18 protein-coding genes are annotated in these 19,124 nt (G+C 64.0%); 6 read left to right on the forward strand and 12 right to left on the reverse strand.

Features of this window, described 5'->3' with window-relative positions; translation table 11 throughout:
- Positions 1–63 precede the first annotated feature (63 nt).
- The 4 genes from AC1RT2_RS19150 to AC1RT2_RS19165 form a co-directional block, all read right to left on the reverse strand.
- Positions 64–2,253, reverse strand: a complete 2,190-nt coding sequence (locus AC1RT2_RS19150; protein WP_493104400.1) for a hybrid sensor histidine kinase/response regulator — start codon at positions 2,251–2,253, stop codon at positions 64–66.
- The gene (locus AC1RT2_RS19155) at positions 2,250–3,401 is read right to left on the reverse strand and encodes an FIST N-terminal domain-containing protein (protein WP_493104402.1); all 1,152 of its coding nucleotides are present in this window, start codon (positions 3,399–3,401) and stop codon (positions 2,250–2,252) included. The genes AC1RT2_RS19150 and AC1RT2_RS19155 overlap by 4 nt, the downstream gene beginning before the upstream one ends.
- 74 nt (positions 3,402–3,475) lie before the next feature.
- Entirely contained in the window at positions 3,476–4,183 is a 708-nt protein-coding gene (locus AC1RT2_RS19160; protein ID WP_069063786.1) for a response regulator transcription factor, read from the reverse strand.
- A 115-nt stretch (positions 4,184–4,298) separates the two neighbouring features.
- Positions 4,299–6,065, reverse strand: a complete 1,767-nt coding sequence (locus AC1RT2_RS19165; RefSeq protein WP_493104404.1) for a PQQ-dependent methanol/ethanol family dehydrogenase — start codon at positions 6,063–6,065, stop codon at positions 4,299–4,301.
- A gap of 191 nt (positions 6,066–6,256) precedes the next feature.
- On the opposite strand from AC1RT2_RS19165, the gene AC1RT2_RS19170 reads away from it, so the two are divergent.
- Both AC1RT2_RS19170 and AC1RT2_RS19175 read left to right on the forward strand, forming a co-directional pair.
- Positions 6,257–7,231, forward strand: a complete 975-nt coding sequence (locus AC1RT2_RS19170) for an ABC transporter substrate-binding protein (RefSeq protein WP_493104406.1) — start codon at positions 6,257–6,259, stop codon at positions 7,229–7,231.
- A complete protein-coding gene (locus tag AC1RT2_RS19175) occupies positions 7,203–7,883 on the forward strand; it encodes an ABC transporter ATP-binding protein (protein ID WP_493104408.1) in 681 nt (226 codons plus the stop codon). The genes AC1RT2_RS19170 and AC1RT2_RS19175 overlap by 29 nt, the downstream gene beginning before the upstream one ends.
- Here AC1RT2_RS19175 and AC1RT2_RS19180 read toward each other — a convergent pair.
- Genes AC1RT2_RS19180 through AC1RT2_RS19205 form a run of 6 tightly spaced genes read right to left on the reverse strand, consistent with a single transcriptional unit; the run spans position 7,823 to position 12,477 of the window.
- On the reverse strand, positions 7,823–8,371 hold the full coding sequence (locus AC1RT2_RS19180; RefSeq protein ID WP_493104412.1) for a tetratricopeptide repeat protein: 549 nt from the start codon (positions 8,369–8,371) through the stop codon (positions 7,823–7,825). The two genes, AC1RT2_RS19175 and AC1RT2_RS19180, sit on opposite strands and share 61 nt — an antisense overlap.
- A gap of 29 nt (positions 8,372–8,400) precedes the next feature.
- On the reverse strand, positions 8,401–9,222 hold the full coding sequence (locus AC1RT2_RS19185) for an ABC transporter permease (protein WP_493104414.1): 822 nt from the start codon (positions 9,220–9,222) through the stop codon (positions 8,401–8,403).
- Positions 9,219–9,932 (reverse strand): ABC transporter ATP-binding protein, encoded by a 714-nt coding sequence (locus AC1RT2_RS19190; protein WP_493104416.1) that lies wholly within the window; start codon positions 9,930–9,932, stop codon positions 9,219–9,221. The genes AC1RT2_RS19185 and AC1RT2_RS19190 overlap by 4 nt, the downstream gene beginning before the upstream one ends.
- Before the next feature lie 7 nt (positions 9,933–9,939).
- Positions 9,940–10,398 (reverse strand): cupredoxin domain-containing protein, encoded by a 459-nt coding sequence (locus tag AC1RT2_RS19195; protein WP_493104418.1) that lies wholly within the window; start codon positions 10,396–10,398, stop codon positions 9,940–9,942.
- 20 nt (positions 10,399–10,418) lie between these two features.
- Entirely contained in the window at positions 10,419–11,384 is a 966-nt protein-coding gene (locus AC1RT2_RS19200; protein WP_493104420.1) for a YVTN family beta-propeller repeat protein, read from the reverse strand.
- 1 nt (position 11,385) lies between these two features.
- Entirely contained in the window at positions 11,386–12,477 is a 1,092-nt protein-coding gene (locus AC1RT2_RS19205; RefSeq protein WP_493104424.1) for an ABC transporter substrate-binding protein, read from the reverse strand.
- 243 nt (positions 12,478–12,720) lie between these two features.
- On the opposite strand from AC1RT2_RS19205, the gene pedF reads away from it, so the two are divergent.
- Both pedF and AC1RT2_RS19215 read left to right on the forward strand, forming a co-directional pair.
- Positions 12,721–13,407: a cytochrome c-550 PedF gene (gene pedF / locus AC1RT2_RS19210; RefSeq protein ID WP_493104426.1), complete on the forward strand. Its 687-nt coding sequence runs from the start codon at positions 12,721–12,723 to the stop codon at positions 13,405–13,407.
- A 7-nt stretch (positions 13,408–13,414) separates the two neighbouring features.
- Positions 13,415–14,311, forward strand: coding sequence for a substrate-binding periplasmic protein (locus AC1RT2_RS19215; protein WP_493104428.1), 897 nt, complete (start codon positions 13,415–13,417; stop codon positions 14,309–14,311).
- A 2-nt stretch (positions 14,312–14,313) separates the two neighbouring features.
- Here AC1RT2_RS19215 and AC1RT2_RS19220 read toward each other — a convergent pair whose 3' ends face one another.
- A complete protein-coding gene (locus AC1RT2_RS19220; protein ID WP_493104430.1) occupies positions 14,314–15,189 on the reverse strand; it encodes an FAD:protein FMN transferase in 876 nt (291 codons plus the stop codon).
- Entirely contained in the window at positions 15,186–17,282 is a 2,097-nt protein-coding gene (locus AC1RT2_RS19225) for a 4Fe-4S binding protein (RefSeq protein ID WP_493104432.1), read from the reverse strand. Before AC1RT2_RS19225 ends, AC1RT2_RS19220 begins: the two co-directional genes overlap by 4 nt.
- Positions 17,283–17,394: 112 nt before the next feature.
- Here AC1RT2_RS19225 and AC1RT2_RS19230 point away from each other — a divergent pair, with 112 nt between their 5' ends.
- Both AC1RT2_RS19230 and AC1RT2_RS19235 read left to right on the forward strand, forming a co-directional pair.
- Positions 17,395–18,180, forward strand: coding sequence for an ABC transporter permease (locus AC1RT2_RS19230; protein WP_493104434.1), 786 nt, complete (start codon positions 17,395–17,397; stop codon positions 18,178–18,180).
- A 483-nt stretch (positions 18,181–18,663) separates the two neighbouring features.
- The gene (locus tag AC1RT2_RS19235) at positions 18,664–19,035 is read left to right on the forward strand and encodes a TSUP family transporter (protein WP_493104594.1); all 372 of its coding nucleotides are present in this window, start codon (positions 18,664–18,666) and stop codon (positions 19,033–19,035) included.
- Positions 19,036–19,124 lie beyond the last annotated feature (89 nt).

The raw sequence follows: 19,124 nt of genomic DNA on the forward strand, positions 1-19,124 counted from the left end.
CAATTCGGGTGGAAGGGATGTCCCATCCGGCGCGCTCCGTCGCAATGCGACCTTGGTGCAGGATCAGCAGGCGTGCAGCACGAAGGCCTCCAATGTGTCGGCGGCGATCGGCTTGTACATGATCTCGATACCGGCCGCCTCCGCGGCAAGGCGGGTCTGCGGCGTGCGGTTGGCGGTGAGGATGCGCGTCGGGCGCTCGCCATATTCGGCGTGCAGGGCCTGCGCGGTTTCTATGCCGGTAAGTGTGCCATCGAGCTGCTGGTCGATCAGGTAGAGATCGGGCACGATTCCGATTTCCTCCAGCAGGGAGAGCGCCTCCTCGCCGCTTGCCGCCTCGAGAACGCTGACCCCGCGACGCTCCAGCAGCAACGCGATGGCACGCCGAAGATCTTCGTCGTTCTCCACGAGAAGCGCGATGCGGTCGGTATTGTCACCCGGTTCCTCCGGGATCGGCGGCGTGGTCTCCCTGTAGGCGACGGCCGCATGAGGTGCGACGAGGGCAAGATCGACGGCGAAACAGGTGCCGCGTCCCGGTTCCGAGCGAAGCGCCAGCCTGTGTCCCAGCAGGCCGCACGCCCTTTCCACGATCGCCAGGCCAAGCCCCATGCCCTCGGACGCAGAGGCTGAACCCTGGATGCGATGGAACTCGCGGAAGATCGATTGCTGCTGGTCGGCTGCGATGCCGACGCCGGTGTCGTGTACCTCGATGCGCACCTGGCCTTTTGTGCGACGCGGCCCGATGAGCACACGGCCCTTGCTCGTGTAACGGATGGCATTGCTGATCAGGTTCTGCAGGATGCGCCGCAGATAGGTCGGGTCGCTCGATACGGTGAGGTCGCAGGGCAGAATATCGAACCGCAGGCCCTTACGCGCGGCGATGGGCGCAAACTCGTCGGTCAGCTGCCGGAGCAGGACCGAAAGGGGCACAGGGCCGATATCCACGGCAGAGCCGCCGGATTCCAGGCGGGAAATATCGAGCAAGGCGCCGAGTATTCCCTCCACGCTGACAAGCGCGTTGTGTGCCTTTTCCAGCGTCCCGCACATCGGCGTGGCCTCTGCATCGTCCCGTGCGGCGGCGACGAAGAGTTTTGCCGCCGAGAGCGGCTGCAGCAGGTCGTGGCTCGCCGCCGCGACGAAGCGGACGCGGGCTGAATTGGCGCGTTCGGCTTCGGCGAGTGCTGCGGCGAGATCTCCGGTGCGCGCTGCCACACGCGCTTCGAGCGAGCTGTTGGCCCGGATCATGGCGTGAATGGCGAGGCGCTCGCGCGTCACGTCCGCAAAGGACATGACGAAGCCGCGTCCCGGCATTTCCTGCGCGAAGACGTCGAGGATGATGCCCGACATATGCTGGATCTCGAAAGACAACGGTTCGCGCGGCAGCCCTCCTGCGATCCATTTGCGCAACACGCCGACGTCAAAACCCTCGCCGAGAGTGAGCGAGCGGGCAATGCGGTCGGCCAGCAGTTCGAAGGGTGTGCCACGGCGCAGCAACCGCGGGGGAATGTCGAGAAGCTGTGCTGCGCGGCTGTTCCATCCCGCCAGCCGTCTGTTGGCGTCGAAGATAGCGACACCCTGGTTGATGTGCTCCAACGTTGCGCGGATCATGCGAGCCTGGTCGTCCAACAGCTTGCCGCGTTCCGAGCGCTCCATGCGGATGATGTCCGTAATGTCGGTCTGGAGGATGACAGTGCCGCCATCGGCGGTGCGTTGCTCGCTCACCTGGAGCCAGCGGTCGCCGCGAAGCCCGACATTGAAGACCTGCGGCGTCCTATGTAGCCGGATGCGCTCGGCCATCCAGCTATCGGTTGTCACGCCTTCGGAAAGGGCGAGCATCGTGGACCGGCTGACGATCTCCACATAGTCGCTAAAGGTGATACCGGGCGACAGTTTCGTGCGGATATCGACGAGGTCACGACAGAAGCGGGAATTGCTGAGAACCAGGACGTCGGCGGGGTCGAAAAGCGCGAAACCTTCATCGACGGCCTCGATCGCCTGGCCAAGGTCGCGCCTCGCCCGTTCGGCGGCGCTGTTGGCGTCGTTGAGCTGTTTCAGCGTCGTTTCGAGATCACGCGTGCGCTGGCGTACCCGGTCCTCCAGAACGGCTGCTCGGCGGAACTGCTCGAAGGCGACCCCTTTGTCGCCGGAACTCTGCTCGACGTGACGCATGAGGGCATCGGCGATGACAAGCATCTTTTCGAGATTTCGCGTCTCGCTTTCGCCGGGGCCTAGCAACCCTTCGGACAGGCGCGTCATGGATCGCTTCCCGAAACGACCGTGCCGGGTGGGTAGAAGGCAAAGCCGGTCATCGTGTGGTTGATGTGCATCGGGCCGATCTGCTCGCCATAGGTCGAAAACCCGATGACGCCATGCTGGCGCAGAAGCTCCGAAACGCGGCCAGTCATCTGTTTTTCCTGTGCTTCGACACGTCGCAGGATGCAGTCGAAGCCAAGCACGGCGACGGGATTGCCGGGTCGCGTCAGGGCCTGCAATTCGCTCGCCAGATGATCGACGAGATTGTTCGGCTCGGCGATGGTCAGAACCATGCCCTCGTCGATTGCGGAAAAAAACAGGAGTTCGCCCGAAGGCAGGACGCGCTGGATGGCGCGGACGTGATGGCGCTCGCCCATGCGCACCGTCAACGGGTGGATCGCGAAGGTGAGAATGTCGACGCTCTCCGGCTGCATGCCGATGAGACGGGCATATTCGTGCACCGCGGGCTCTGCATTGATCTGACGCACGATCCGGGCGGCCGAATCCGCTTGTGTCACGACCATCCTGCGTTCTGTCGGTCTTATGTGATCCATCTTGAAGGCCCGCAGGGGACAGGCTCCGCGCATGATGGAAATCACCGCGGCATTCGCCAGAAGCTGCTCGCCATCGAAAACCAGGGTTTCGCGGAAATTGGCGCCATCGCCCGCCGATCCGCCAATCAGCGGCATCGTCCCGGTGCCTGCCGCAAGCGCCGAGGCTAGCTCGTCCTCGCGCGCGGACAATCCGTCCACCAGAAGCAGTGCGAACTCTTCCGGCAGGTGGCCGTGGTCCCGGGAGAGCGAGTGCCGGATATGGAGGAGCGCCTCCGAGAGATCGTTTGCAACCAGTTGCGAAAGATCCGGAACGAGCAGTGTCTCGGCGGCGAAGTGGCGTGCGTGGAAACCGATGGCAACGATGCTTCCTTCGTCATAACCGGCGCCGGAGATTTCTCCGGCGGTCGTACAGCCGACGATGCGGGCGCCTTGCCAGATTCGTGCAGTATCGGCAACAAATCCCGCAACGTCGGCTTCGGACGAAACGAACAGGAGCACGAGTGAAAATGGGCCGGGGCCAAGGCCGGCAGCAAGCTGCTCGACCGGGCGGTCGCTATGCGCCGATACGAATGCACGCGAGATATACTGTTCGTCCACGGGTGACGGCCTCCTCCGAGCTTCCCCCACCCAAAGCTTAGAGCATCCACGGCGCGCTGACACCAGTGCGCATTTCATTCCTCCAGAAAGCAGCCCTCTGGCGTCGTCAGCATTGTGCTGAAGCTCGCCTCTTGCGCGAAAAGAACGGCCTGCATGCGCGTTTGAACGCCGAGCTTGCGCATGATGGCGGTGACGTGCGCCTTCACCGTGGTCTCGGCTATGGAAAGTTCGTAAGCGATGTGCTTGTTCATGCGGCCAGCACACACGAGTTGCAGGATGCGCGCCTGCTGGCGGGTCAGCAGGGCCAGTCGCTTGACCGCTTCCTCGGACGGTGTAGGCGCGGAGGCCTCGAGCGCCATGCGGCTCGCGTGGATTTCTCCGCGTGCGATGACGGAGAAGGCTTCGCGGAACTCCTCGCGGGAGGCGTGCTTGGGAACGAAGGCGTTCACGCCCGCCTTCAGCGCAGCCCGCACGACGCGGATTTCGTCGAGCGACGAGACGACGACGATCGGGGTTTCCGGCAGGGCGCGGCGCAACCGCACCACCCCGTCGAGCCCGTTGACGTCGGGAAGGTTGAGGTCGAGCAACACGACATCGGGGAGGGGGCCGGTCTCGAGCCTCGCGAGCGCCGCCGCCAGCGTGCCGACGGCCTCGACTTCGGGAATGCCGACCGGGCCTGTCAGGGTCATCGATAGCGCATCGCAGAACAATGGGTGATCGTCGACGATCAAGGCCGACTTCAATATGCGTACGGGTGTCTCGGTGGCTGGGACTGGCATCATGCGAAATTCCCGAAAGGGCTGGCGATAGCTTAGCATCGAATTCATCCGTCTTCACCGGCCTTGTTCGGCCATCTCGAAAAGCAGGAAGCCGGGCGTTTCCGCCCGGCCCGTTTTCCTATTCCAAAGCCGCCAGTTGTTTGGGTAGACGGAAGGTCCAGACCATGCCGCCCTGGTTGAGGTAGTTGACCTTTTTGGCAACCTCCCCGCCCCAGAGAGGGACTGCACCGCCCCAACCGGAGATGATCGAGACATATTGCTCGCCGTCCTGCTCCCAGGTGACCGGCTGCCCGACGATCCCCGAGCCGGTCTGGAACGTCCACAGCTTCTCGCCGGTCTCGTTGTTGAGGGCGATGAAATCGCCTTCAGGCGTTCCGAAGAAGACGAGGCCGCCGGCGGTGGTCATTGCGCCGCTCCAGAGCGGTGCGCCGTTCTTGTATTCCCACTTGATCTCGCCGCTATTGGGGTCGATCGCCTTAAGGCTGCCGATGTGATCATCGAAGAGCGGCTTGATGGTAAAGCCCGCGCCGAGATAGGCGGCGCCCTTCTTGTAGGTGATCGGCTCGTTCCAGATGTCCATGCCCCATTCGTTGGAAGGAACGTAGAACAGGCCGGTGTTCGGGCTGTAGGCCATCGGCATCCAGTTCTTGCCGCCGAGGAAGGACGGAACGGCGAAGACCTGCTGGCCCTTTGCGCCATCGGCAGCGGCCGCAGCGTCGCCCGGACGATTGGCTTCGTCGTAGATCGGGCGGCCCGTCTCATCGATGCCCTTGGCCCAGGAGATGTTCTTCACGAAGGGATGGGCGGCGACGAACTTGCCGTCCTCGCGGTTCAGCACGTAGAAGAAGCCGTTGCGGTCGGCCGTCGCAAAGCGCTTGTTGCCGTCCTTGTCGACGAAGGGAACGACCTCGTTGACGCCATCGAAATCCCAGCCCTCGCGCGGCGTGGTCTGGAAGTGCCACTTGATCTCTCCGTTCGCCGGATCGATGCCGAGGCGGGATGCGGCGTAGAGGTTGTCACCCTTGTTGCCTTCGACCGGCTTGCCGGCGCCGCGCAGGTGGCTGTTCCAGGGCGAGGGATTTCCGGCGCCGAAAACGAGGGTCTTGGTGTCTTCGTCATAGGAGCCGCCGAGCCACGTCGCGCCGCCGCCGGTCTTCCACATGTCGCCCGGCCAGGTCGCGTTCAGCGTCCCGGTCATCGTGCTTTCCTTGCCATTGAAGGTGCCCATGTGGCCTTCGATGACGGGCCGTGTCCAGACGAGTTCGCCGGTCTCTGCGTTGCGGGCCTGAACCTCGCCGACAACACCGAATTCACCGCCGGAATTGCCCGTGACCACGAGGCCGTTCACGATCAACGGCGCGGCGGTATAACTGTAGCCTTCCTTGTAGTCGGCGAGCTTCTTGTTCCACACGACATCGCCGGTCTTGCGATTCAGCGCCACGAGACGGGCATCGAGCGTGCCGAAATAGACGTTGTCGCCGAAGATCGCAGCGCCGCGATTGACCACGTCGCAACAGGGAAGAATACCTTCCGGCAGGCGCGCGTCGTACTGCCAGATTTCCTTTCCGGTCTTGACATCGATGGCGTAGAGACGGCTGTAGGAGCCGGTAATGTACATGATGCCGTCATAGATGATCGGCTGGCTTTCCTGGCCACGCTGCTTTTCGCCACCGAGCGAGAAGGCCCAGGCCGGCATCAAATTCTTGACGTTCTTCGTGTTCAGCGTCTCCATCGGCGAGAAGCGCTGCAGGCTGCGGCCCATGCCGTTGGTCAGGATATCGCTGACGGTTTCGGCGTCCTTGGCGAGATCCTCTTCCGTTACACCGGCCTGTACGGCACCCGCACAGGCAAAGGCTGCCACCGCAGCCAGAATGACACTCCTCATAACATCCTCCCACTCCATGCCCGCAGTTGGATGCAGGCTCCATGGTGTGGATCATCCACTTACTCACCGATCCGATGAATTGGACCTTGGTCGTAGTGGCCGGAATCCGGCGGGTTCAGCCCCCCTCTATAGGTCGTATATCCGCCCGCAGGCACGGCGGATAGGCTCACGGGAGCAAGGGGAGGAGAGCCATGACAATCCTTAAGACGCTCGCCGGCGCGGCGCTTGCGGCGTTGTTGTCCAGCCTGCCGGTGCGCGCCGAAACGCCCGTCCTGCGCGCGGCGCTCCAGCTTTCCGGCACCGTGAATTGGGAGGCCGATACCATCCGCCACTACGGTTTCGACGAGGCCAACGGCTTCCGCATGGAGGTGATCGATATCGCCGGCGCTCCTGCGGCGCAGATCGCCCTCGTCGGCGGCGAGGTGGACATGATCGTTTCCGACTGGCTCTGGGTAGCCCGCGAGCGGGCCGCCGGCCGGGATGTTGTCTTCATTCCCTATTCGCGCGCCGTCGGCGGACTGATGGTGCCGGCGGATAGCGCGGCGAAAAGCCTTGCGGACCTGAAAGGGCAGAAGATCGGCGTCGCCGGAAGCCCGATCGACAAGAGCTGGCTGATTCTGCGCGCTTACGCGCAGAAGATTGAGCATTTCGACCTGGCCGAAACGACCGAACAAGTCTTCGGCGCTCCGCCGCTCGTCTACAAGGCCGCGCTTGACGGAGAGGTACAGGGTGCCTTGAATTTTTGGAACTTTGGCGCGCGCATGCAGGCGGCAGGCATGCGCACATTGCTTACCGTCGGCACGGCGGCCGAAGCGCTGGGGCTCGATCCGCAGACGCCGCTCGTCGGGTATGTGGTGCGGGGCGACGTCCTGAAGTCCCATCCGGGGCTGGGAGAAGCGATCGCTGCCGCCTCGCGCCAGGCGAAGAACAAGCTGTCCGCCGATCCGGCGGCCTGGGAGCGGATCCGGCCGATGATGCGGGCAGAGAGCGATGCGGAATTCGAAGCGCTAAAGGCGGCGTTCCTCGCCGGTGCGCCGGGAGAGGGGGCGGTGGATGAAGTGGCCGCGGCGCGGCTGCTCAAGCTGATGACGGAACTCGGCGGCGCCGATCTGGTCGGGGACCTGAAGGAACTGCCCGATGGCGTCTTCCATCACTCCGGCAGCTGAGCCGGTTCTCCGGCTGGATCTCCAGCGCGGCGGGCCGGGTGGCGTTCTCGGCCCCATGACGCTTTCGCTGGCGCCGGGCGAGACGGTGGCGCTCACCGGCCCGTCAGGTGTCGGCAAGACGTCGCTGCTGCGCGTCGTGGCAGGGCTCGATCGCGGCTTCACAGGGCGGCGGAAGGTGACAGAGCGGCTCGCAATGGTCTTTCAGGAGCCTGTTCTCCTACCGTGGCGGACCGCCCTCGACAACCTCACGATCATCGCGCGCGTTTCGCGCGAAGAGGCCAGGCGCTGGCTCGAAGATGTGGAGTTGGCGGGGCTTGGCGAGCGCTATCCCGGCATGCTGTCGCTCGGGCAACAGCGCCGTCTGTCGCTGGCGCGGGCTTTCGCGTCGGCGCCCGATCTTCTCCTGTTGGACGAACCCTTCGTCAGTCTCGATCCGGTGCTCGCCTGCGAGATGATGAGCCTGCTCGAGCGGCTTACCGCACGGCGGCCCTGCGCCACTCTTCTTGTCACACATGTGCGGGCCGAAGCCGAGAGGCTCGCCTCCCGCGTGCTCCGGCTTGAGGGCCGCCCGGCGCGGGTCGTCGAGGAGGATCAGAAGCCCGGTGCGTATTTCCAGTTGTCGGCGTCCGGCGTCACTGCGTCGAGATCGTAATCGGCCGCCCGCAGGCGCTGGGCCGGGGCTAGGCCGCTGCGGGCCGCATCGTCGATATACTGGCGGCCAAGCGCCTGGTTTTCCACGACGCCACGACCGCGCATCAGGTCGAGCCCGTAGTTCATCTTGCCGATCGGATCGCCCGCTTCCGCCGCCCGGCGGTCCCACTCGGCGGCGCTGTCCGGATCTTCCGGGCCGCCGAGCCCGTTGTCGTCGAGTTGCGACATCCAGGTCATCGCACCGGTCCAGCCGGCCGCGGCGCAGCGCTCGAAAAGCTCTCGCGCCATTTCGTGCCGACCGGACTTGGTGATGAAGTAGCCGGTTGCACAGATGGTCATGCTGGTGCGTCCCTCGATCACATCCTTCATGACGCGGTTGAGTGTCAGTTCCTCGGGATTGAGCGTGCCGTCTGTATTCGTCTCGGTTTGAGACCAGGCGTTTTGGGCGAAAGAGAGCAGAAGGCCGGCGGCGACAGTGGCAAGGCGCATGGCAGTTTTCCTTGGTGAGGTTGGCCCGGTCAGGTCTTTCGCGCCGTCAGCCCGCGCGCCGGATCGTAACCCCAGACAGCGACAAGGCCGAAGACGAGGAAAGCGGCGAGCGTGACCACAAGCGCGGTCGGATTTGTCTTCGCATAGAGCGCGAAGCGAATGAGTTCGACGGCATGGGTAAAGGGATTGAGTGCGCACAAGTCCCTCAGTCGTGGCGAGGCCTCGGCCATCTTCCACAGCGGATAGAGCGCGGAGGAGAGGAAGAACATCGGGAAGATGACGAAGTTCATCACGCCGGCAAAGTTCTCCAGCTGCCGGATGAAGGAAGAGAGCAGCAAGCCGAGCGCACCGAGCATCATGGCCGCAACGGCCATGGCCGGGGCCGCCAGCAGATAGCCGACCCAGGGAAAGCGGATGCCGTAGAGGGCGGCGATCGCCAGAAAGGCATAGGCTTGCACCACCGCTATCAGGCTGCCGGCAAGGAGGCGGCAGAAGAGCAGCCACCAGCGTGGCAAAGGCGCCGTCAACAACAGTCGCATCGATCCCATCTCGCGGTCGTAGACGAGGCTCAGCGAGGATTGCATGCCGCTGAACAGCAGGATCATGCCGACCAGCCCCGGCACGATATAGATCTCATAGGTGATATAGGTCTGGTAGGGCGGCGTGATCGAGAGGCCGAGTGCGGCCCGGAAACCGGCCGCGAAGACGAAAAGCCAGACGAGCGGGCGCACGAGCGCCGCGACGAGCCGACCGCGTTGGCCGAGAAATCGCAACGCTTCCCGGTGAACGATCGCGCGCAGCGCGATGACAGGGTGCGAGGAGAAAAAGCCGACGCCTGCCTCCACGATCATGGCTGGTCTCCCGTGAGCGCAAGAAAGCGGCCGGTGAGGTCCGCGCCGCCGATCTCGCTGGCCTCGCCATCGGCAAGCACCCGGCCACGGTGGAGAATGACGAGGCGATCCTGCGGCCACACCTCATCGACCAGATGGGTCGCCCACAGCACCGTCAGCCCCCCGGTCGCAAGATCGTGGACATGCTGCGTTATGGCGGCGCGTGAGGCTGCGTCCAGTCCGACCGTCGGCTCGTCCAGCAAGAGCACCTCGGGCCGGTGGATGAGCGCGCGGGCGATCTCCATGCGTCGACGGTGACCGCCGTTGAGTTTCGCGGTCTTCTCTCCCGCCCGCTCCGCCATGCCGAGCCGGTCGAGCGCCGCCATGGCGCGCGCCTCAGCCTCCCGTCCCGAAAGCCCGTGCAGGGCGGCGAAATAAAGCAGGTTGCGCTTGACGGTGAGGTCCGGATCAAGCGTTGAGGCCTGGAACACCACGCCCATGCGGGAAAGTGCTGCGCGCGGCGCTTGCGCCAAGTCATGACCGGCGATGCCGATGCGACCGGTCCGCGGCACGAAGAGCCGGGTAAGCATACCGAACAGCGTCGATTTTCCGGCGCCATTCGGCCCGAGCAGGGCACAGAAGCGGCCACGCTCGACGCAAAAGGAGACGCCATTGAGTGCAGGCCGTGCACCCCAGTCGTGGCTGATATCCTCTACCGTCAAGCCGCTCATGTTCTGCTCATTCTATGGTGATCGAGACCTGTTGCGTATCGCCGGTGCTGCCGGGCACCTTGAGCTGGTAGCTGCCCGGCTTGATGGCGATGAAGCTGATTTCCGCCTCGCCGGCCTCGTCGAATTCGATGGAATCGACGCCGAGCGGCCGGATCTCGATGCCTTCGATGACGATCTCGTTGACCCAGATGGCGCGGAAGAAGCCGGCCCCCTCGAGCGCCAGCTCCTGGCTGCCGTCCGCCTTGATCTCCAGCGTGTAATATTTGCCGGATTTCAGCGTCAGCGGGCCGCTTGATACCGGCTGGCCGGCCGAGAGGGTGAGATCGGGCAGTTTTTCGCGATTGGATTTCGAAAGGAGACCGGCAAGCCCCATGCCGGCTTCCGGCTTGGCGTCATCATCGTCATCGGCCAGCGCTACGAACGGCAGGGCGGCTAGCGCTACGGCTGCCAGGATAGCTCTTTTCATCTTGTTCTCCTCTTTCACTGCTACGGCCGGCTCGCCGCGCCCCAGGGGAAGCGGCCGACCTTGATGGATTTCGTGGGTTCCAGCGAGGCGACGTCGATGACGGTCACGTCGCCGGAGACGCCGTTCGTGGTGAAGAGCTGCTTGTGATCGGGCGAGAAGGCGAGATGCCAGACCCGCCGACCAACGAGGACATAGTTCTTGACCTCGAGCGTATCGGCGTCGATCACGGCGACATGGTTTGCCGGGCCGAGCGCGACGAAGGCGGTCTTGCCGTCGGGCGTGAATTCGAAGCCGACCGGCTGGACGAGGTCGGCGTTGACACCGGTGATCTCGAAGCGGATCTTGGCCTTTTCCGCCTGCGTCGCCACGTCGAACACCGTGATCGTGCCGCCGATTTCCGAGGAGACCCAAAGCTCCGTCCCGCCCTTGGCGAATTCGGCATGGCGGGGACGGGAATCGACCAGCGTGTTGGCAAAAATCTTCTTGGTGTCGGTATCGATCCAGTGCGCCATATTCGTCGTTTCCGACGTGGTGATGACGATCTTGCCGTCGGGCGAAACCGCCATGCCCTCTGGCTCGATGCCGACATTGATCTGCGCCACGACCTTGCGGGTCTCGACGTCCACGACAGTCGTCACCGCATCGTCTTCGTTGGCGATCCACAAATGCCTGTCGTCGGGGGCAAGCACGAACTGCTCGGGATCCTCTCCCGACGGCAGGTCGTGCAGCACCTCGCCGGTCGCTGGATCCATGACCTGGACCGTGTCGCTGTCGGACGCGCAGATATAGACGCGGCTATGGTCGGAGTTGAAGGTGATGCCGCGTGGCCGCTCGCCGGTCTTGATGGTGCGAACGACCTCCAGCTTCTCCGTGTCGATAACGGAAATGGTGTCGTCCTTTTCGTTCGTCACCCAGATTTCACCGGCAATCGCCTGAAGGGGCAATGCGGCCAGCACGGGCGCGATCAGCAGGGCCGGAAATCTCATCTCATCCTCCAAAGGCAGTGCAGGTGCTTTCGGGCCGGTCAAGGCCCAGCGTGTCCATTTCATTGGTCTGGTGCAGGTAGCCCTCGAGCGGCGCGAGTTCGACAAGCGCGCGGGCGTTGACGACCGCCATCGGCTGGCGCAGTTGGCCATTCCAGCCGCGATAGGTGAGGCTGCGGCCCTTGAAACCGTCGAGCGCAAATTTGTCCGAAAGGATGAAGTCGCGAAGCACGGTCGGGTCGGCGGAATTGGTGCGTGTGACGGCTTCGCCGATGGTGCGCAACGCCGTCCAGGCGGCATAGTCGCGCGAACTCATCTCGCGTCCCGCCGCCTTTTCGAAACGGTTCTGGAGCTGCACGGCGGCCCACTGTTCCAGTACCGGCGCCCAGCCTTCGCCTCGTAGGCCGTCCGAGCCGGCCACCGGGCGGGGCAGCCAGGTATTGTCCTGCACATAGCGGGCGAAGTCGTCGGCCTCGTCGGCGATCAGAAGAACGTCGTGGTCGGGAAAGTCCTGCGTGAAGAGCGGGATTTCCTGCCCTGCGGCCCGTCGCAGGTCCGTGTCGAAGGTCCAGTCCTTGGAGGCGAGGATCTCGACGCCGAATTTCTGGGCGGAGGCGCGTAGCGTCTCGGCAAAGGCCTGGTCTTCCGGCTTTGGCCCGACAACCAGCACCGTGCGTGTCCAGCGTCGCGCCTTCAGCATCTGCATCAGCGCATCGGTGCGCATGGCGTCTTCCGCCATGGTGTGCAGGACATTCGTGCGGCAATCGGCATCACGCAGGCGCCGCGCCCCCGATGCGACATTGAACAGAAGCGCGTCCCGGGCGTCGGGCAGGTCGGCGATAGAGAGGATCTCTTCTGGCGATCCATCGACGAAGACGATCCTGGAGGCGGCAAGTGCCTTGCGGGCGGCATCGAGGAAATCACCGCCGGGCTCGACCGAAACGAACGCGAGGCTGAAGTCGTGGCCCATGAAGCTGCCAGTGGTCTTGGTGTCGGTGAGCGCCACCTCCGCCCCGGCAATGCCACGGTCCTCCGGGATAGGATCGAGATTGGAGAGCACCGGCGGCAGCTCCGCCTCCTGCCGGAGATAGGTCATCGGTATCGCGATCTCGGCTGAGGCCGATGGCCCCCAACAGGCTAACGCGACGGCAAAGCATATGCCTCCCCGCCAAGCTTTGACCCTTTCACTCATGTCGCGTCCTCCCGAAATCAGGATGGCGGCATGTCGGGGGGCTCGAAATACGACCTTGGTGCCATAGGGCGTCGCGACCTAGGTCCCATAGCCTGCCCCGTCCCAGCTGCCGTACAAAAACGCAGCTGGAAATGGACGGAGGACCGTATGTCGGCCAATATCATTCGCGGCGGGATCGCTGCAGTCATCCTCATGGCGACGACAAGTCTGGTGATCGCTCACGGCGATGTCGCGCCGCAACCCGTCAACACCGATGCGCTGCCGGAAGTGGGCGACGAGTGGTTGACCGAAAACCCCTATCGCGAGGCGAAAGCCGGCCATGAGGTCTGGTTGAAGGCTGTCGAGATCGGCTCCTCGGGGTACAATCAGAACTGCGCACGCTGTCATGGCCTTGGCGCCGTATCGGGCGGTCTTGCGCCGGACCTGCGCTTCCTCGAGGCGGAGGAGGTCGGTGACGAATGGTTCGTTGAACGCTTCCGCCACGGCTACACCCAGGATGGCACGACGAAGATGCCGGGCTTCGGCGACATTCTTGGCCAGAAGGCGGCCTGGGCCATCCGCACCTATGTGGAAACGCGGCCGGAAGACGGCGCACTCGACGCTCATTCAGCCCGTCTGCACGAAATCCGGGACGAACTCGGCAGCGGCAAGGTTGCGGATACAGCAGCGCTGAAAAAGGAACTGGAGACCATTTCCACCGACGTGAAGACCGCCTCCGGCGCACCCGTAGCCGACAGCGTTACCTTCGAGGCCGCGCGGGTTCTCTCGGAAAAGCCCGAAAGCTGGAAGAAGGCGGCGGAGGTGCTGACGGTCGGCCTTTCCGCATCGCAGTAAGACGGCCATGATGTGCCGCACCCTTCTGGCCCTTGCAATCGGCATCGCCCTTCCGGGCGGTGCCTTTGCGCGTTGTGAAGACTACGTGCCACAGGCCAAGCCACAGAATACCTTCGCGCAGGATGTCGGGCGCAAATTCGACCAGATCATCGAGGACGGCTGGATCGAATTTGCCGTCTACGAGAACTATGCCCCCTGGTCCTACGAGGAGAAGGGCATGGCGGTCGGCGTGGATGTTGACATCGGCAGGCTGGTCGCCAAGGCTCTAGGCGTCGAGGCGAGGTTCCGCCTCGTCGCGGCCGGCGAAAATCTCGAAGCGGATCTTCTGAACTATGTCTGGAGGGGCGCCGTCGTCGGTGGCCGCGTCAGCGACGCGATGTTGCACGTACCCTATGATAGCGCCCTTGTCTGCCGAATCGAGCAGGTCACCTTCACCGGGCAATATGCGAGCGAAAACATCGCAATCGCCTATCGCGCTTCCGACTATGAGGAGAAGGGTCCGACACCGCCGGTCTTCCGGTTCGATCCGGTTGCCGTGGAGAACGACTCGATTGCCGATTTTTATCTCACCTCACTGATCGGCCCTGTCGACAAAATCCATCGCTATCGCTCGACCGAGGCGGCGGTGGATGGCCTTGCTGCAGGAGACACCAAGGCGGCGATGGGACCGCGCGCCGAGTTGGAGGTGGGGCTTGCCCGCCATCCGGGACTTGGGTTGAAGGCGCATTCCCCACCGCTCGTCGGTTTTGCGCGAAGCAGCTGGACCATCGGTGTCGGTGTGAATTTCCAGCACAAGGACCTCGCCTACGCCATCGACGAGGCGATCGACAGCGCGCTTGCCAGTGGAGAGATCGCGCGCATCTTCGCCGAGCACGGCCTGACCTTCACGCCGCCGCAGCGATAGCTTTAGAAAGTAGAGACGTCGCCGGCGAGGTCTACCGCCGTTACGCGGGCCACGCCCGTTGCCTGCGCCAGCGCCGCGCGGATTTCGTCTGCCGGCATCAGGCAGAAGGCGGTGGAAAGGCCATCGGCCATCGCGGCGCTTTCCGCTTCCACCGATATGGTCGACCAGCGAACCCGTTCGCCATGCGGGCCAAGAATGTGGAAACCGGCACCCAACATCATGGCCGAGGGACTGGACGTTGCGATGGCGTTGCCGACAAGGCGGCGGGTAGCGATCTGGCCCAATGCCGGGTCCTCCACGGAGACCCTGAACGGCCCGCCAATGGCAGCGAACTCCCCCATTTCCACCAGCGCCTGGCCGTAGCCTGCTTCCTGAAGCAGCGTTCGTACTCGATCAGCCGCATAACCCTGTGCGATGCCATTGAAGGTCAGCGCCTGCCCGTCGTCCAGCCGGACGGGCGGGCCTATATGCACCCGTTCCCAGCCAATGGCGGTCTGTGCCTGCGCGATATTGCGGCCCTCGGCAAGTGCGCGCCAGAGCGGCTGCACGGTCGAATCGAACCGCCCGCCCGTCGCCTTATATATCTCGCCGGACAGGCGAAGCAGGTCGAGAAGCGCAGGCGGTGGATCGTCGAGATGACCCGCGGCGTTCAGCCTGTTGAGGGCAGAGCCGGTCTTGAACAGGCTGGCGGCGGCCTCGATCTCGGCGATTGTGTCACCGATCGTTCCAGACACGGTCTGCGCAAGGCCATGCGGGCCACGTAGGTCCACGCGCACGGTGCCGCCGAACATATCTGCCTGCCAGGTCGTGACCGCAGCGCGGGCGGCAGCCGGAAAGGCCGCCGCCGCGGCAATGAACAGGAAGCGTCGCCGTTTCATGCCGGTATCTCCACCTTGTCCTGTGCTCGAGCCGGTGCGCGTTTGCGGTTCGCCAGCACCAGCGGCACACATTGCGTCGCATCATCGTGGATCGAAACGCAATCGAGGCACTGGAAGCATTCGCTGTAGGCGATGTTGCCGTTTTTGCGAATGGCACCGTAAGGACACCGCACCCGGCACAGCTGGCAGGGCGAGCCGCATTCCGCTCGGCGCGGTATCCAGCTACGCGTGCGCAACATCCCGCCCAGGGCCATGACCGCGCCAAGCGGGCAGACGTAGCGGCAAAAGCCCTTGAAGGTCGTCGCCGCGAGGACGAGCCAGAAGACGGCATAGGCGACATAATACCACTCCCGCTGGAAGAGCGTGGTAACCGCAGTCTTGAAGGGCTCGATCTCGGCGGCGGTCTCGATCTTGTCGGGCGCAAGGAAGGTGACGGCGACCAACCCGGCGAGGGAGAGCCACGCGCCAGTCTTCAGCCGCCTGTCCCACATGGGGGAAGGGTTCCATTGCGGCAGCCGCAGGAGGCGGCCGGCATGGTGGGCGAATTCCTGCATGGCGCCGAACGGGCAGAGCCAGCCGCAGAACAGGCCCCGTCCCCACAGCACGAAACTGACAGTGGCAGCGCCCCAGATCAGGAGGGAGAAGGGATCGTACAGCAGGACCGCCAGACTGCCACCGCCATTTGCAGCCCGAAGCGCCGCGAGCGGTGTGACGATGGAAAGCTGGCCCTGGCCCCACCAGCCGACGAAGACCAGCATGACGGCCAGGAAGGCGAGCCGCGCGGGACGCAATACAGCCGGCGCGGCGAGCCGCTGCATGCCGGGGCCGACGCCGCCGAGCAACCCGGCAAGCAGCAGGCCCAATCCTGCAAGGTCCCATCTCCGGTCGACGATGGCCGCCTGCCAAGGCGGCAGCGCAATCGACAGTTCCGGGCGGACATAGAAAGCGGCGTCCGCCTTCAAGACGAGTGGAAAGTGGGCAGACCCCATTTCCGGCTTCAGCATGCCGTGGGCGCGCACGGCCTGCGCCGACAATGTCCACTCACGCGTGGGATCAAAGCCGAGGCGGCGGTCTGTTCTCAGGATCATCGTCGTTCCCTGCGGCACGTCCCGTCTGACGTCGACCGTCATGTCGGCATCGCGCAGCGCGACGGGCAGGCCATCCTGCATGGCCGAAAGCCTGTCCGGCGCGGTGTTGCGCACGAAATCCTCGGAAACGAGCCCGTGGCGGCCCCGGTCGATGACAAGGATGGGCTCGTCGTCGGGCGATACGCGCAGCAGGCGCTGGAGGTCGGTGAAACTCTCCTCGCTCAGGACTGCCCGGGCGACAGAGGGAGGGCCGATATCCAACGCCCAGAGATCGAGGAAGAGGCCCTGCGGATCATCCGCCGCCTCGGGGTCGTCGTGGACCCAGATCGTCCCTTTGAAGCCGCTGTCGAGCTCGGCATTCGTAATCTTCAGGTTTCTCGCCAGCCCTCGTTCGACAAGCGCCGCCCAATCGAGTTTTTCGTCGACCGACGGATCGGGATGCACCGGTGGGCCGCTTGCTACGCCTTGCATCTTTTCGCGCGCGACGGCGAGCGTCGCGGCGAGGATCGATTCATGGGCAATGCGAACGGAGGCCGTGGCCTTGGTTACCCCATCGAGATAGACGAGGTCGGAGCCACCCGACGCCGCGCCATAAGGCGTACCGACGACGAGTGCTTCGCGGATCGAGTGCCCGCGATATTGTTCGAGGAAGGCGCGCAGCGGCGCTTGCCCGAGGCCGGACACGAAGATCGGCTCGTTATGGGCGATGAGGCGCACATCGAGAAAGCGACCATCCCGATCGATCGTTACAAGCATGTTGATGGGCGCGCCGGAGAAGCCCGGAAGCGGCGCAAGCGCCCCGGTCTCGAAGACATAGCCGGCCTCCGCACCGCCGGAATTCAACAGCGTCCACACGCCGTTCTCGTTCACCGGCTCGCCCAGCACGTAAGGCGGCACAATCATGTCCGCAAGCGCGTCGCGATCGAGCGGTGCCGCCGCGGCGATGTGAGCGCAGACAAGCATGCCGAAAACGAGAATGCTCAGCAGGGCCAGGCGTCGTCTCATGGCGCAATCCTCCAGCCCCGATTTCACTGCGTCAGCGCAAAGGTCGCCATACGACCAAGGTCGCGGATCGGGCGGGCGCCTCCACGGCTATGATCTGTCCGGGAGAATTCGCATGTCGCTAAAGAGCCTCGAAGGTCGTCTCCAAGGAGGTGTGTTCCTTCTATCCCTCGGCCTGTTCGGATTGTTCTGGGCAGCGCTCTCGGCCGTCAAAGCCGATCCGACCGTCCTCCCGGGGCCGATCGATGTGGCGCATGTCTTCTGGTCGGAGCTTGTCGCCGGGCGGCTGCCGCGGGCGCTGTTGGCAACGCTGCTGCGCGTGGCGGTCGCGTTCAGCCTCGCAATGGCGGCGGGTTGCCTGCTCGGCTTCCTCCTGGGGCGGTACCGGGTGCTCGACCGCTGGGTCGATCCATGGGTGACGATCTTCCTGAACCTGCCGGCACTTGTTCTGATCGTGCTCTGCTATCTCTGGATCGGGCTCAACGAGCTTGCGGCGATCGTCGCCGTCACGCTCAACAAGACGGCGATGGTTCTGATCACGGTGCGGCAGGGCGTGCGGTCCTTCGATCCGGCGCTGGATGATCTGGCATTCGTCTCAAGGCTGTCGCGCGGCGAGCGATTTCGCCATCTCGTCCTGCCGCAACTGGGGCCATGGCTGGCGGTGGCCGCGCGCAATGGTGTCGCTGTCATCTGGAAAATCGTTCTTGTCGTCGAATTCCTGGGCCGCTCCAGTGGCATCGGCTTTCGCATCCATCTGTATTTCCAGCAGTTCCAGACCGCCCACGTGATCGCGTATTCCATCGCTTTTGTCGGCGTCATGCTGGTCGTGGAACACGCGATCATCCAGCCATGGGAGACCCGCTCCGTCCGCTGGAAAAGCGACGCCGAACGTGGCTTCTGATGGCCTTGCTGCGAAAGCTACGATGGTTGCGCAATGGGCTTGTCGGTGCTGCTTCAGACGTCGCAGATACATACCGAACTGCCTGTTGATGAAACGTGTTACTCCGATGGCGCCGTCCCCATGTCGCAAGGGCTCGTCCTTGCGCAGCGCATTCATCGGTGCTGTAACGTTGACGTCGTTTTAACGGCTAGCTGTGATGATCGCCGAAATGACAAAGCTACTGCTCAAGTCAAGGGGCCACACCGTGGATAAGACGGATGAGATGGGGGCCAGCTGGCAAGAGGCTGGCGGGATATCGCGGCAAGGCCGTTCCTTCTGTCGCTTGCCGTTACCCTGCCTATGATCGTTGTCGGCTACAGCCTACTGACGCTGCTGGCGTCGTCGTCGCTGTCGGTGCTGCGTCTCATTCTCGGCTTTGCCATCGTCGCGTCGAGCCTCCATTGATCCGGCGACCGTTGCCATTGGTGCAGCCGTCGGGCGCGCCTGTTTTCATGTTCGTTCGGCGGTCTGATGGGCGGCCTCTTCTCCACGGCGGGGCCGCCGCTGGTCCTCCAATTCTACCGCCAGCCCCTGCCGCACCGGGTGGCTCGCGAGACGCTGGTGGAGATCTTCTCGCTCAACTCCTTGTTCCGCCTCGGCCTTGTAGCGGCACACGGTGATTGGCCGCCTCATGCGCTTCTGTGGGGGGGCGCCGGGTTGCCAGCCGTCCTGGTCTCGACCTATCTGGTCAGTCGCTGGTCCCCGGCACTCTCGGCGCAAACCTTGCGCTTCGCGGCGTTCGTGCTGCTGGTGCTATCCGGCGCTTCGCTGGTCACGCTCGTGGTCCTGGAGTTCGTTGCGGTTGGAGTGAAGTGAAAACCATTCTTATGTCCTCGCAATTAGAGCGAAAATCGACCCCACGGAAGTGAAACACACTCCACGGGGCCGTCAGCCGGCGTATGTCG

Source organism: Shinella sp. GW821-FHT11G07 (assembly GCF_058808115.1).

Excerpts from the sequence above, each read along its gene's own strand:
- AC1RT2_RS19180 (WP_493104412.1), bottom strand. The coding sequence starts at position 8,371 with ATGCGCCTTGCCACTGTCGCCGCCGGCCTTCTGCTCTCTTTCGCCCAA.
- AC1RT2_RS19165 (WP_493104404.1), bottom strand. The coding sequence starts at position 6,065 with ATGAGGAGTGTCATTCTGGCTGCGGTGGCAGCCTTTGCCTGTGCGGGT.
- AC1RT2_RS19190 (WP_493104416.1), bottom strand. The coding sequence starts at position 9,932 with ATGAGCGGCTTGACGGTAGAGGATATCAGCCACGACTGGGGTGCACGG.
- AC1RT2_RS19230 (WP_493104434.1), top strand. The coding sequence starts at position 17,395 with ATGTCGCTAAAGAGCCTCGAAGGTCGTCTCCAAGGAGGTGTGTTCCTT.
- AC1RT2_RS19200 (WP_493104420.1), bottom strand. The coding sequence starts at position 11,384 with ATGAGATTTCCGGCCCTGCTGATCGCGCCCGTGCTGGCCGCATTGCCC.
- AC1RT2_RS19170 (WP_493104406.1), top strand. The coding sequence starts at position 6,257 with ATGACAATCCTTAAGACGCTCGCCGGCGCGGCGCTTGCGGCGTTGTTG.
- AC1RT2_RS19215 (WP_493104428.1), top strand. The coding sequence starts at position 13,415 with ATGATGTGCCGCACCCTTCTGGCCCTTGCAATCGGCATCGCCCTTCCG.
- AC1RT2_RS19225 (WP_493104432.1), bottom strand. The coding sequence starts at position 17,282 with ATGAGACGACGCCTGGCCCTGCTGAGCATTCTCGTTTTCGGCATGCTT.
- AC1RT2_RS19195 (WP_493104418.1), bottom strand. The coding sequence starts at position 10,398 with ATGAAAAGAGCTATCCTGGCAGCCGTAGCGCTAGCCGCCCTGCCGTTC.
- AC1RT2_RS19160 (WP_069063786.1), bottom strand. The coding sequence starts at position 4,183 with ATGATGCCAGTCCCAGCCACCGAGACACCCGTACGCATATTGAAGTCG.
- AC1RT2_RS19175 (WP_493104408.1), top strand. The coding sequence starts at position 7,203 with ATGGCGTCTTCCATCACTCCGGCAGCTGAGCCGGTTCTCCGGCTGGAT.
- pedF (WP_493104426.1), top strand. The coding sequence starts at position 12,721 with ATGTCGGCCAATATCATTCGCGGCGGGATCGCTGCAGTCATCCTCATG.
- AC1RT2_RS19220 (WP_493104430.1), bottom strand. The coding sequence starts at position 15,189 with ATGAAACGGCGACGCTTCCTGTTCATTGCCGCGGCGGCGGCCTTTCCG.
- AC1RT2_RS19150 (WP_493104400.1), bottom strand. The coding sequence starts at position 2,253 with ATGACGCGCCTGTCCGAAGGGTTGCTAGGCCCCGGCGAAAGCGAGACG.
- AC1RT2_RS19185 (WP_493104414.1), bottom strand. The coding sequence starts at position 9,222 with ATGATCGTGGAGGCAGGCGTCGGCTTTTTCTCCTCGCACCCTGTCATC.
- AC1RT2_RS19205 (WP_493104424.1), bottom strand. The coding sequence starts at position 12,477 with ATGACCTATCTCCGGCAGGAGGCGGAGCTGCCGCCGGTGCTCTCCAAT.